The sequence below is a fragment of the Paenibacillus flagellatus genome, assembly GCF_003217775.1.
Taxonomy (GTDB): domain Bacteria; phylum Bacillota; class Bacilli; order Paenibacillales; family NBRC-103111; genus Paenibacillus_AB; species Paenibacillus_AB flagellatus.
The window spans coordinates 309,033-321,266 of sequence record NZ_QJVJ01000001.1 but is presented as its reverse complement, the minus strand read 5'-3'; the positions used below and the strand labels follow the sequence as shown (position 1 = coordinate 321,266).

Genomic DNA, 12,234 nt, shown 5'->3' with positions numbered 1-12,234 from the left:
TCGGTGATGAGTTCCTGGAAAGTCGGGATCCAGTTGTATACGCTTCGCGACGAGACGTCGAAAGATTTCGTCGGCGCGCTTCGCCGGGTAGCGGCGGAAGGGTTCGCCGGCGTGGAGTTCGCCGGATACGGCGGCTTGGAGGCGGGCAAGCTGAAGGAGCTGCTCGACGAGCTCGGACTGCGGGCGATCGGCAGCCATGTCGGCATTGCGCGGCTGAAGGAGGCGCTGGACGAAGAGATCGCTTTCAACAAAGCGATCGGCAGCTCGTACATCGTGTGCCCGTACTTGGGCGACGAATACCGCAAAGACGCGGAGACGTGGCGGAGCACGTTCCGGGAGCTGGAGTCGATCGGCCGGAAATGCGCCGAGCAGGGCATCGCATTCGGCTACCATAACCACGCGTTCGAGCTGGAGGAGAAGGTGGACGGAGAGACGGCGCTGGACGCCATGTTCGGAGCGGTTCCGGCGGATGCGCTCAAGGTCGAGCTGGACGCGTGCTGGGTTTATTTCGCCGGCTACGATCCGGTCGAGTACATCGCGAAGTACAAGGGGCGGCTGCCGCTCGTTCACTTCAAGGACGTGCGCCGGACCGAGGACGGCAAGCCGTTGACGGTCGAGCTCGGCACGGGCGACGTCAACCTGCCGGCCATCGCCGAAGCGGCGACGCAGGCCGGAGCGGAATGGCTCATCTACGAACAGGATTTCACGCAAAACCCGCCGTTCGAGGCGATGGCGAACAGCATGCGGTGGATGAAAGAAAACGGCTTGGCTTAAGGGGCAACAAAAAGAAGAGTCCGCGCGGACTCTTCTTTTTGTTGAAGGCACGGCGGCCCTCCGGGGGGCGCAACGTCCGATCGCGGACGCCCGATAGGCGGTGCCGATCGCGATTCGCCGAGCCCGCGCCTATTCCCGCCCCGGACCGCCGTCCTCCTCCGCCGGCGTCTGCCGCCGTTGGCCAAGCTGGTACCGCTTCGGGGAAACGCCGTAGTGCGCCCGGAATATCCGGTGGAAGTACGAGTAGCTGCTGAAGCCGGACAGCTCGGCGATTTGCTCGAGCGTCATCGGACTGTACAGCATCCGCTCCCGCGCGATGGAGAGCCGGATATGCAGCGCGTACTGCATGATCGACTGGCCGAAGCACGCCTTGAACAGATGGACGGCGCGGGACGGGCTCAGCCCGGCGCAGCGCGCCACGTCCTCCAGCTTGAACGACTCCAGCGCATGCTCCTCCACGAAATTGCGCATCCGCTGGGCGAGGAACGACTTGGCGCCGTCGGCGCCCGCGGCGTGCTCGGTCATTTCGCGGTCCATCGTCATGCAAAGGATGCGCATGTAATAGTCGACGATATGCTTGTACGTGCCTCGGCCGCGCTGATGCTCCAGCACGATTTGCCGGCAAATCGCCAGCAGGGTGTCGTGCAGCGGCACGTTCGTTTTCGTCGGCCGGCGGCGTTCGTTCCACCATCGCTCCAGCCATTCGCCCCGGCAAAAAAAGTAGTAGTCCCCGCTGGCCACGGCCGTCTCGCCCGACGGCTGCCGCTCGGCGTCGACGCGCAGCTCGTACGGCTGCCCGGGCTCGTACAGCAGCAAATCGCCCGGCTCGACAATTGCGAAGGCGCCGTCGACGAGCGCCCGGGAGCGCCCCTCCGATTGGAAGCGGATTAAGTAATGGTCTAGCCCGGGATAGGCTTCGGTTCGAAACGGCTTCGTATGGTACGAATAACCGGCCGTGAGCACTTCGCATTGCACCGGCTCGCCCTCCTCCCTCGAGTTCCGTACGACAATCGTTTTCTTTCATTGTAAGGGGAAGGCGGGACGCGCGCAACGGGAGGCGGGCCGCGTCGCGTCGGTCAGCCGGATTCCTGCGCCTTCCGGAGCGTGCCGATGACGACCGTGGCGTCCCAGTCGTCGGAACGGGCCACCCGGGGGAGCAGTCCGCACCGGGCGAAAAGATCGGCGGTTTGCGGCGCCTGCCGCTCGCCGGTCTCGACGAGCAGATGGCCGCCCTCCGCGAGCCAACGGGGCGCCTCGGCCGCGACCCGCCGCTGGACGTCCAGCCCGTCCGTTCCTCCGTCCAGCGCGACGAGCGCTTCATGCAGGCGGGCCTCCGGCGGCATCAGGGCGATCGCCTCCGACGGCACGTAGGGCGCGTTCGCGATCACGATGCCGACGCGGCCCCGCAGGGCGGCGGGCAGCGGCTCGTACAGGTCGCCTTCGTATACGCGCCCTCCGTAGGGGGCGACGTTGCGCCGGGCGCACTGTACCGCGGCCGGGTCGACGTCGGCGGCGTGCAGCTCGATCGGTCGCACGGCGGCGGCCAGAGCGGCCCCCAACGCGCCCGAGCCGCAGCATAAATCGACGGCGACCGTCCCCGGCCGGGCGAGAGCGATCGCCTGTCGGGCGAGAAACTCGGAGCGGCGGCGGGGGACGAAGACGCCCGGATCCACCGCGATCCGCAGCCCGCAAAACTCCGCCCAGCCGATGACGTGCTCGAGCGGAAAGCCGGCCGCCCGCCGGTCCGCCATGGCGGCCAGCTCGTCCGGGGAGCGCGCCGCGGCGACGAGCAGGCGGGCCTCCTCCTCGGCGAATACGCATCCGGCCGCTCTTAGTATGGTGACAACGGAGGCATGCGGATCGTTGGCATGAGTGCCGGCATCGTTTCGGTTTCGGGCTTCCATAGTACCCCTCTTCTCGTACGTTCGTATGCGTGCAAGCTCATTGTATCCCGGCAATACCGATCCGCACAGGGGCAAATTCGTTATAAGGAACTTGCGGAAGCGCTCCAAAGTTGTCGGATCTATGAATCTTGCCGCTTTCCTCGTCCGCGCCGCAGCCCGAATCGTGGTTACGGCGTGCGATTGGACGTATAATATAGGAGTCATCCTACTTTCCGGCAATCGAATCAAGGCAGGGGGAATCGCGGTGAAAACGGTAGCGGTCATCGGCGGGGGAATAACCGGGCTATGTACGGCCTACTATCTTCAACAATCGCTAAAAGTAAGCCAAAAGAAGGCGGCAATCGTCCTCGTGGAAGCGGAGCCCGAACTGGGCGGCAAAATCCGAACCGTTCGCGACGGCGAGTTCGTCATGGAGACGGGGGCGGATTCGATCGTCGCGCGCAAGACGAACGTGGCCCCGTTTCTGGAGGAGCTGGGCTTGCAGGACGAAGTCGTCTATAACGCGACGGGCGTTTCTTACATATACACCGACGGCGCCTTGAAGCCGATTCCGAAGGAGGCGGTGTTCGGCATCCCGCTCAGCCTGGAATCGCTCGCGACGACCGAGCTCGTCTCGGCGCAGGGCAAGGTGGAGGCGCTCAAAGACTTCTACACGCCCAACGAGACGTTCACAAAGGACGATTCGATCGGCGCGTTCCTGGAGCATTTCCTCGGCAAGGAGCTTGTCGAGAAGCAAATCGCCCCGGTCTTGTCCGGCGTCTACTCCGGCGAGCTGCACGAGCTGACGATCGCTTCGACGCTTCCTTACCTGCTCGATTATAAAAACGAATACGGCAGCATCATTCGCGGATTGTCCGAGAACCGGAGCCGGTTTCTGGGAACGGGCGACAAAAAGTTTTTGTCGTTCAAGCGGGGCGTATCCGTCTTGATCGACAAGCTAGAGGAGCGGCTGGCCGAAGCCGATATCCGGAAAGGCGTGAAAGCGGAAGCGATCGGGAAGAAAGGAAGCCGGTACGAAATCGCGTTGTCCGGCGGCGGAACGATCGAAGCGGACTTCGTCGTGCTCGGCACGCTGCATACGGCCGCGCAGCGTCTGCTCCGCGACGGGAAGCTGGACGAGCTGTTCGGCGGGCTCACGAACAGCTCCCTCATCAGCGTCTACCTCGGCTACGACGTACCGGACGGCGTGCTGCCCAAGGACGGGACGGGCTTCATCGCCGTGGCCGGCGGCGACCTGACGTGCAACGCCTGTACGTGGACGAGCCGCAAGTGGGAGCATACGTCGGAGCGAAACCGGCTGCTCGTCCGGCTGTTCTACAAAAGCGCGGGCCGCGAATACGAGAAGCTCCGGGGCATGACCGAGGAGCAGCTCGTGGAGGTGGCGCGCCGCGATATCGAGCGGAGCATCGGCTTGACGGATGAGCCGGTATCGTATGAAGTGACAAAATGGCGCGATACGATGCCGAACTACCATTTGCAGCACCCGCAAATCGTCCGGTCGCTGGAACACGAAATGGCCGAACGGTATCCGAACGTCCTGCTGGCCGGCTGCTCGTATTACGGCGTCGGCATCCCGGAATGCATCTTGAGCGGCGAAAGGACCGCAAGCCGGATCGCGACGAGCCTATAAAAAAGATCGGCGGCCGAAACGATAGGCCGGAACCGGGCGGAGCGGCGCTCCGCCCGGTTTTCGCCGTTGCGTACGCCGAAAGGAAGGCGGAAAATGGGAAACAAATACTTTACAGCGGCCATAAAATCGCCTATAATCCTAGTATAATTATCGGAATTATTGGGGATGGAGTGGGGCGCATGGAGATGGATTGGGGCATTACGCTCTTGGGTCTGCTGGTCGGTTTTCTGGTCGGCCTGACCGGCGTGGGCGGCGCTTCGCTGCTGACGCCGATTTTGGTGCTGGTCGGCATCAACCCGACGCTCGCGGTCGGAACGGACTTGTTTTACAACTCGATCACGAAGCTGTTCGGTACGATCCGTCACATGCGGCAAAAAACGGTGGACGTCAAGCTCGTCCTTTATTTGGCGGCGGGCAGCATCCCCGGTGCGATCGTCTCCATCGTGGCGCTCCATCTGTTCGATTCGTTTTTCCATAACCAGGAGCAGATCGTCCGGCATGCGCTCGGCATCATGCTCATCGTCGTGGCGGTGCTCACGATCGCCAAGCAGCTGTTCGACCGGCGGGGGAAGGAAAACCGTTGGCAGGCCAAGCCGCTGGAGCAAAAAAAGCTGCTTACCGTCTCGATCGGCCTCGTGCTCGGCTTTATCGTCGGGCTTACCTCGATCGGCTCCGGCTCGCTGTTCGCGATCGCGCTGCTGTACTTGTACACGATATCGCCTTCCAAGCTGGTCGGGACCGACATCGCCCATGCGCTGCTGCTCGTCACGGCCGCCGGTCTGCTGCACGCCAGCTTCGGCAACGTCGACTTCGGCCTCGCTTTCCAGCTGCTGCTCGGCTCCGTGCCCGGCGTCTGGATCGGCAGCGGGCTGACGGCGAAGGTGCCGGCGAAGCCGCTGCGGGCCATTATGGCTTCGCTCATTCTCATCAGCGGCATCAAGCTGATCTGACCCGACCGACGCGGGCGTCCATCCCCTGAGCGACAAAAACGCAAAAAATCCCGAACTCGCGCAGAGTCGGGATTTTTTTGCGTTAACCGTCCGTGCGTCCCGCCGTCGCGATCGCATCGCGCACGAAGCCTCCGCTTCGCTCGAGCAGGCGGCCGGCTCCTTCCTTGTCCACGCCGGCGAGAAGCATGACGATGGCGGTTTTCACATGGCCGCCGGACAGCCTGTACGCCTCGTCCACCTGTTCCTCCGTCGCCTGGGTCGCCATACGGATAATCCGTTTCGCCCGGTAGACGAGCTTCTCGTTGGACGGATGCAGGTCGACCATCAAGTTGCCGTACACTTTGCCGATCCGGATCATCGCCGTCGTCGTCAGCGTGTTCAGGACGAGCTTCTGCGCCGTACCCGCTTTCATCCGGGTCGAGCCGAGGATCACCTCGGGGCCGACGACCGCTTCGATCATCAGGTCGGCGATGCCGGCCATCGGCGTGTTATGGTTGTTGCACAGCCCGACGACGGAGGCGCCGAGCTCCTTGGCACGCTTCATGGCGCCCAAGACGTAAGGCGTACGGCCGCTCGCGGCGATGCCGACGACCGTATCGTTCGGCCCGACGGCGCGCTCGTCCATGTCGCTCGCGCCAAGCACGGCGTTGTCTTCCGCGCCCTCCACGGCGTCTTTGACGGCACGGAAGCCGCCGGCGATGACGCCCTGCACCATGGACGGATCGGTTCCGTACGTCGGCGGGCATTCGCTGGCGTCGAGAATGCCGAGACGGCCGCTCGTGCCGGCGCCGACGTAGAACAGCCGGCCTCCCGCGCGGAACGAACGGATGATCAGATCGGCGGCGGCGGCAATTTGCGGGGTCAGCGAACGAAGAGCTTCAGCGATGAGACGATCCTCTTCGTTGATCAGCTTGACGATTTCCTCCGTTGGCAGCCGGTCGATTCCTTTCGTCCGCTCGTTCACCTGTTCGGTTGTCAGTTCGTTCAGCAAATTGCTCATGAGGATGGCCCCTTTGATTGAGATTGTCGCAGTTGTCGTCTTGCCAAAAGCGCGGCCCCGTAAGCGGGCTCCCGCTCGGACGGGATAACCCGCACGTTCGGAGCGAGCCGGCCGAGGCCGGTGCGGAACGCGTCCGCAAAGCGTGTGGAATGTCGGAAGATCGATCCGGTCGTCACGAGACGGCATTGCTCGAACCAAGGATCCTTGCGCACGAGCGCCGCAGCCGAGGCGGCCAAGTCGCCGGCCGCCGCGTCCAGGATGCGGCCGGCCGTATCGTCGCCCTGTTCGTCGGCGCGAATGCACAGCTCGGCGAATTTGGCGATGTCGTGTTTTTTCAGGTGCGGTTGATAAATATAAGTGCGTAAATCGGTAACGGATGCAAAGCCGTACGTCCGGACGATCGATTCGGTCAGCAGCGTGGCCGGCTCGATGCCGTCATGGCTGCGCATCGCCGCCTTCAGCGTGCGGACGCCGATATCGTAGCCGCTTCCTTCGTCGCCGAGCAGGGGACCCCACCCGCCGACGCGAAACTTTCGCCGGTCCTCCGTCAAGCCGAACGCGATCGAACCGGTTCCGGATATGACGATGATGCCGCGGTCGTCGCCGAGCGTCGCCATCAGCGCGATCTGCGCGTCGTTGTTCATGAACGTTTCGAAGACGAGGCCGCGCTCGTCGCGATATTGCTCGACGAAGCTCCGGAACCGGGCGCGCTCGTCGTCGGTGTCGACGCCGGCCAGTCCGAGACAGACCGCTTCGCACGTCGCCTCCCGCAGCTCGGGAATGGAAAACGCCTTATCGAGCAAGGAGGCCATGTTCCGCGTCGCCTGCTCGAACGATACGGCGAAAGGGTTCGTCGAATCGACGACGAGACCGCCCCATTCGCGGCCGTCCTCCGCCAGTACGAGCGCTTCCGTCTTCGTGCCTCCTCCGTCGATGCCAATTACGTAACGCAAACTGTTCACCCGCTTTTTCTTATATATAGGGACAAGCGGCCGACCGCCGGGCGACAGCCGACAGTCCGAATGGCGCTCCGCTGCGTGGACAGGGAGCCCCTTATACATGGGATGGATTTTATTTGAGTATACGGGAAGATGTCAGGTTTGTAAAACAAAATTTATTGATATTAAATTTTTATTGAAATATTATTTCGCGGGCGCTATAATAAACTCATGTGGAAGCGATAACATCCATATGGCAGCGTGCCGGTCCGGTCTATGCCGCGTCCTGCGCGGTCGCGCCGGTTGTTATGGATCGTAGCGGATCGATAGGTTTCCTGATGTCAGGCGGACGAACCTGCGGTTCCCGCTGTACAGGATTCCCTCGAACGGTATGGAATAACATACTGGGCGTAACGCACACTAGCAGGGAAGCTGTCGAGCGCTTGATCATTATTGAACAGGGGGAACGGGAAATGAGGTTATTCAGCAAGTGGCTTTCCATGGCGATGGTTCTCGTATTCGTAGCCGTCGCCGCAGGTTGCGGCAAGTCAGGAGATACGCCGGAAGCGGGCAAAACCCCGGCGACCGAGCAGAAGCAGGATACGACTCCCGACACGGTTAAAGTATGGACTTACCCGGTTCACGGGAAATACGAAGACGATATCAAAGTATTGATCGCCGATTTCAATGCGAAATATCCGCATATTAAAGTAGAGTACGAAATTTTGTCCTGGGCGGAAGGTCCGAAGAAATTCGACGTCGCCTTGAACGCGGGCAGCCCTCCGGATCTGTACTTCGGCGGCATGAACGGCCAGTACGTCAGCACGGGCCTCGCCATGCCGATCGACAGCTACTTGGCCGTTTCGGAAGAGACGAAGAAAGACTTCCTGCCGGGCACGCTCGAAACGATGCAGTTCGGCGGCAAACAATACGGCTTGCCGTTGTACCAATCCCTCTGGGGCTGGGGAGCCAACAAGCGCATTCTCGACGAAGCGGGCGTAGACTACAAAAAAATTCAGGAAAACGGCTGGACTTGGCCGGAATTCCTCGAAGTCGCGAAGAAATTGAACAAGAAGCTGCCTGACGGCAGCCAGCAATATGCACTTGTGACCGACGGAACGTCGATCGACTTCCTCGACATGATAACCCGCAACGCCGGTTTGGTCGACGCGGTGGACGCGAAAGGCAACTTCATCTGGAACGACCAAAGAATCGTCGACGCTCTGAAATTTATCAGCACGCTCGTGAAAGACGGCTACATGCCGAAAGAAACGGTGGCGCTCGCTCCGGCGAAGCGGACGGAAATGTTCTATGCCGGTCAAGCGGCCATCATCAGCAAAGCGATTCCTTACTACGACGTCATGATCGCGAACCGCAACAAAGATATCGACGCAGGCAAAATCAAAGGCGAAAAAATCGAATACATCCAGCTGCCGGTACCGCACTCTCCTTCCGTCAACGGCTACGGCGTAACGACGGGCGGCGGCGAAGGCTACATCGCCTTCACGCAAAAAGGCGCGAACAACGAGCAGCATAAGAAAAACACGTTCCTCGTCATGGAAGCTTTGACCGGAGCGAAAGCGGGCAACTCCGCCAACGAGCTGTGCCTGCCGTTCGTACGCAACTCGCAAGCGAAAGAATTCGCGGGCAAAGGACTGGCGAAGGAAATCAACTTCAACGTATCGAAAAAAATGCGCGAAAACCTCGCTCCGCAAGTGGCGCTCAGCATCGACGTCGACAAAGCGGCGAAGCTGAAGCAATACCGCGAGCAAGTGGAGAAGCCGAATTTCCAAGCGGTGCTCGCAGGCGAGAAAACGCCGGAAGCGGCAGCCGAAGAATTGAAAACGAAAGGGCAGCAAATGCTGCGCTAATCTCAATTGCAAACGAGCGTAACGGAAACGCCCTGTATGGCAGCATATGGGGCGTTTCTTATAAAATAGAAGAAGCGGCTTTGACTCTCGTCAACGTTCGGTTCATGCTTACGAAGTAACTTTGCCTTCGGCAAAGTTCGGTTCATGCTTACGAAGTAACTTTGCCTTCGGCAAAGTTCGGTTCATGCTTACGAAGTAACTTTGCCTTCGGCAAAGTTCTCAGGAGGACAAAATGAAAAACGATACGGTTCAAGCGATACCGGGACCGAAGCCGCCGAACACGAAGTTCGTCCAGTTCTGGAAAGATTACGGCTGGGCGTACCTGTTCATTTTGGCCCCGGTGCTGTTGTTTTTGGTCTTTACGCTGTACCCGGTTTTTTCCGCGTTTTTGATGAGCTTCCAAAAGTATAACGTTATGCAGTCCAAATGGATCGGGTTGGACAACTATTCCTACATGATCACGGATAACGTCTTTTGGAAATCGATCAAGAACACGGTCATCTTCACGATCGGAACCGTGCCGGTCAACATCGCCATTACGTTCATCCTGGCTTTTTTTATTTTCCAGATGAAGAACTCGTGGCAGACGTTTTTCAAGGCGTCGCTTTATTTGCCGGCGGTAGCGTCCGGCGTTACGATTTCGCTCGTCTGGCTGGCGATTTTCGACCCGACCGCTTCCGGTCTCATGAACCGCGTCATCGGCATGTTCGGGCTCGATCCGGTCGTCTGGCTCGGCCAGTCGAACAAAGCGCTGTTCTCCCTCATGCTGATGAGCTATTTGGGCGCTCACGGCAGCGGCATCATCTTGTATCTCGCCGCGATGGGCGGCATCCCGAAATCGCTCTATGAAGCGGCGGACATCGACCACGCGAGCGGCTGGGCGAAGTTCAGCAAAATTACGTGGCCGCTGCTCAAGCCGACGACGCTTTACTTGGCGGTTACCGGCGTCATAACATCGTTCCAGGTTTTCATCAGCGTCTACTTGATGACATCGGGAGGTCCGAACTTCGCGACGACGACGATCGCGTACTTGATCTACGAGTCGGCGTTCGTCTTCTACGACTTCGGGCTCGCTTCGGCGCAGTCGTTCGTGCTCGCCGGGCTGATCATTCTCGTCTCGGTCATCCAGTTCAAATACTTCTCGTCGGACATCGAATATTAAGGAGGCGGTCGCCATGTCGAAACAGGCCAAAGCCGTATTTTTAAGCATCGCGGTCGCCGTCCTGCTGCTCTGGGTGCTCATTACGATTATCCCGTTGTACTGGATGGTGATCGGCTCGTTCCAGGATTCGCAATCGTCCGCGTCGTTCCGTCCGCAAATGTGGCCGGAATTGTGGTCGAGCGCGCCTTACGAACGGTTTTTCACGAAAACGAAAGCTTGGCGCTGGCTGTTCAACTCGCTGCTGGTGTCGGCCGTCATTACCGTTACGAACCTGTTCTTCGCCACGCTGGCGGGCTACGCGTTCGCGAAGCTGAAGTTTCCGGGCCGCAACTCGATTTTCTGGGTGCTGCTCAGCACGATGATGATTCCGGCGCAGGTGACGCTCATTCCGCTGTACGTGCTGGTCATCAACGTATTCGATTTGGCCGATACGTATACGGCGATCATTTTGCCGTCGATCGTGACGGTCGGCAACATCTTCTTGATGAAGCAGTACATGTCGACGCTGCCGACATCGCTCATTCACGCCGCGCGTATCGACGCGTGCAGCGAATTCGGCATTTTCCGCAAAATCATTTTGCCGATGGCGAAGCCCGGCTTGGCGGTTTTGGCGATATTCACGTTCGTGGCGCATTGGAACGATTTCTTCTGGCCGCTGCTCGTGACTCGTTCGACGGAAATGCGGACGATCCAAGTCGGCCTCGCGAGCTTCCGGTTCGCGGAAGCGACCGACTACGGCGCGATTATGGCCGGCGCTACGGTCGGCGCGCTGCCGATGATCATTCTGTTCTTCGCGCTGCAAAAATATTTCTTGCAAGGCATCACGATCGGCGCGGTCAAAGGGTAACGAGTTAGCAGGTACAGGAGGGGACTAGAAATGGCACGAGTCGAATTCAGAAATGTGGTCAAAGAATATCACGACGAAAAGCGCGGCACGTTCACGGCGGTGGCCGGCTCGAATTTCGTCATCGAAGATAAAGAGTTCGTCGTATTCGTCGGCCCGTCCGGCTGCGGCAAGACGACGTCGCTGCGCATGATCGCCGGTCTCGAGCGGCAATCGAGCGGCGATATCATCATCGGCGACCGGATCGTCAACGAGCTTCATCCGAAAGATCGCGATATCGCGATGGTATTCCAGGACTACGCGCTGTATCCGCACATGACGATCAAGGAAAACTTGTCGTTCGGCTTGAAAAACTTGAAGCGGCCGAAGGCGGAAATCGAGAAGAAAGTGATGGACGCCTCGAACATTCTCGGCTTGACCGAAATGCTCGACCGCAAGCCGCGGGAACTGAGCGGCGGCCAGCGCCAGCGGGTCGCCGTCGGACGCGCGATCGTCCGCGATCCGCAAGTGTTCCTGTTCGACGAGCCGCTGTCGAACCTGGACGCGAAGCTGCGCATCCAGATGCGCGTCGAGCTGTCCGAGCTGCACAAGCGGCTCGGCGCGACGATCGTTTACGTCACGCACGACCAGGTCGAGGCGATGACGCTGGGCGAGCGGATCGTCGTCATGAACAAGGGGCGCATCCAGCAAATCGCGTCGCCGGGCGTGCTGTACAACGAGCCGCAAAACATGTTCGTCGCGGGCTTCATCGGCTCGCCGGCGATGAACTTCATGGACGCGCGCATCGAGAACGGCAACGTTCATATCGAAGGAGCCTCCTTCGCGCTGACGGATGCGATGGTGAAAGGGCTCCGCGCCTACGAGGGCAAGGAAGTCGTGCTGGGCATTCGTCCGGAGCATATTTACGGCGAAGAGTTCGCCGAGAAGATGAACGTATCCAAAGAAAACTCGATGAAGTCGAACGTGCAGGTTATCGAGAATTTGGGCGCGGAGACGCTCTTGTACTTCCGCGTCGGCGCCCGCATGGTCACCGCCCGCGTCAATCCGGAGACGGAGGCCCGCATCGGACAAATGATGACGTTCGTGTTCGACCGCAACAAGCTTCATTTCTTCGATCCGGCGACGGAAGAGCGCATTTTGTTTTGACCCGAACTCCATAGG

Annotated in this window: 11 protein-coding genes; 7 read left to right on the top strand and 4 right to left on the bottom strand. The window is 60.1% G+C overall.

The features are described from left to right. Positions 1–6 precede the first annotated feature (6 nt). Positions 7–774 (top strand): sugar phosphate isomerase/epimerase family protein, encoded by a 768-nt coding sequence (locus DLM86_RS01555; protein ID WP_110838193.1) that lies wholly within the window; start codon positions 7–9, stop codon positions 772–774. A gap of 129 nt (positions 775–903) precedes the next feature. Here DLM86_RS01555 and DLM86_RS01550 read toward each other — a convergent pair whose 3' ends face one another. Together DLM86_RS01550 and DLM86_RS01545 are read right to left on the bottom strand one after the other, a co-directional pair. Beyond that, entirely contained in the window at positions 904–1,749 is an 846-nt protein-coding gene (locus tag DLM86_RS01550; protein WP_110838192.1) for an AraC family transcriptional regulator, read from the bottom strand. Between the two features lie 101 nt (positions 1,750–1,850). Further along, entirely contained in the window at positions 1,851–2,678 is an 828-nt protein-coding gene (locus tag DLM86_RS01545; protein ID WP_110838191.1) for a putative protein N(5)-glutamine methyltransferase, read from the bottom strand. A 244-nt stretch (positions 2,679–2,922) separates the two neighbouring features. Between DLM86_RS01545 and DLM86_RS01540 the strand changes: the two genes are divergently transcribed. Together DLM86_RS01540 and DLM86_RS01535 are read left to right on the top strand one after the other, a co-directional pair. Next, positions 2,923–4,308: a protoporphyrinogen oxidase gene (locus DLM86_RS01540; RefSeq protein ID WP_110838611.1), complete on the top strand. Its 1,386-nt coding sequence runs from the start codon at positions 2,923–2,925 to the stop codon at positions 4,306–4,308. A 185-nt stretch (positions 4,309–4,493) separates the two neighbouring features. Next, positions 4,494–5,258, top strand: a complete 765-nt coding sequence (locus DLM86_RS01535; protein WP_110838610.1) for a sulfite exporter TauE/SafE family protein — start codon at positions 4,494–4,496, stop codon at positions 5,256–5,258. Between the two features lie 82 nt (positions 5,259–5,340). Here DLM86_RS01535 and murQ read toward each other — a convergent pair whose 3' ends face one another. Together murQ and DLM86_RS01525 are read right to left on the bottom strand one after the other, a co-directional pair. Continuing rightward, the gene (murQ, locus tag DLM86_RS01530) at positions 5,341–6,258 is read right to left on the bottom strand and encodes an N-acetylmuramic acid 6-phosphate etherase (RefSeq protein ID WP_110838190.1); all 918 of its coding nucleotides are present in this window, start codon (positions 6,256–6,258) and stop codon (positions 5,341–5,343) included. Next, complete coding sequence (locus DLM86_RS01525) at positions 6,255–7,211, bottom strand: BadF/BadG/BcrA/BcrD ATPase family protein (protein WP_158289269.1); 957 nt, start codon at positions 7,209–7,211, stop codon at positions 6,255–6,257. Before DLM86_RS01525 ends, murQ begins: the two co-directional genes overlap by 4 nt. A 458-nt stretch (positions 7,212–7,669) precedes the next feature. Here DLM86_RS01525 and DLM86_RS01520 point away from each other — a divergent pair, with 458 nt between their 5' ends. The 4 genes from DLM86_RS01520 (at position 7,670) to DLM86_RS01505 (ending at position 12,219) form a co-directional block, all read left to right on the top strand. Next, entirely contained in the window at positions 7,670–9,067 is a 1,398-nt protein-coding gene (locus tag DLM86_RS01520) for an ABC transporter substrate-binding protein (RefSeq protein ID WP_110838188.1), read from the top strand. 232 nt (positions 9,068–9,299) lie between these two features. After that, positions 9,300–10,229, top strand: a complete 930-nt coding sequence (locus DLM86_RS01515; RefSeq protein WP_110838187.1) for a carbohydrate ABC transporter permease — start codon at positions 9,300–9,302, stop codon at positions 10,227–10,229. Between the two features lie 13 nt (positions 10,230–10,242). Then, positions 10,243–11,076: a carbohydrate ABC transporter permease gene (locus DLM86_RS01510; RefSeq protein ID WP_110838186.1), complete on the top strand. Its 834-nt coding sequence runs from the start codon at positions 10,243–10,245 to the stop codon at positions 11,074–11,076. A gap of 30 nt (positions 11,077–11,106) precedes the next feature. After that, positions 11,107–12,219 (top strand): ABC transporter ATP-binding protein, encoded by a 1,113-nt coding sequence (locus tag DLM86_RS01505; RefSeq protein ID WP_110838185.1) that lies wholly within the window; start codon positions 11,107–11,109, stop codon positions 12,217–12,219. The last annotated feature ends 15 nt before the right edge of the window (positions 12,220–12,234 follow it).

Excerpts from the sequence above, each read along its gene's own strand:
- DLM86_RS01555 (WP_110838193.1), top strand. The coding sequence starts at position 7 with ATGAGTTCCTGGAAAGTCGGGATCCAGTTGTATACGCTTCGCGACGAG.
- DLM86_RS01545 (WP_110838191.1), bottom strand. The coding sequence starts at position 2,678 with ATGGAAGCCCGAAACCGAAACGATGCCGGCACTCATGCCAACGATCCG.
- DLM86_RS01535 (WP_110838610.1), top strand. The coding sequence starts at position 4,494 with ATGGATTGGGGCATTACGCTCTTGGGTCTGCTGGTCGGTTTTCTGGTC.
- murQ (WP_110838190.1), bottom strand. The coding sequence starts at position 6,258 with ATGAGCAATTTGCTGAACGAACTGACAACCGAACAGGTGAACGAGCGG.
- DLM86_RS01520 (WP_110838188.1), top strand. The coding sequence starts at position 7,670 with ATGAGGTTATTCAGCAAGTGGCTTTCCATGGCGATGGTTCTCGTATTC.
- DLM86_RS01515 (WP_110838187.1), top strand. The coding sequence starts at position 9,300 with ATGAAAAACGATACGGTTCAAGCGATACCGGGACCGAAGCCGCCGAAC.
- DLM86_RS01510 (WP_110838186.1), top strand. The coding sequence starts at position 10,243 with ATGTCGAAACAGGCCAAAGCCGTATTTTTAAGCATCGCGGTCGCCGTC.
- DLM86_RS01505 (WP_110838185.1), top strand. The coding sequence starts at position 11,107 with ATGGCACGAGTCGAATTCAGAAATGTGGTCAAAGAATATCACGACGAA.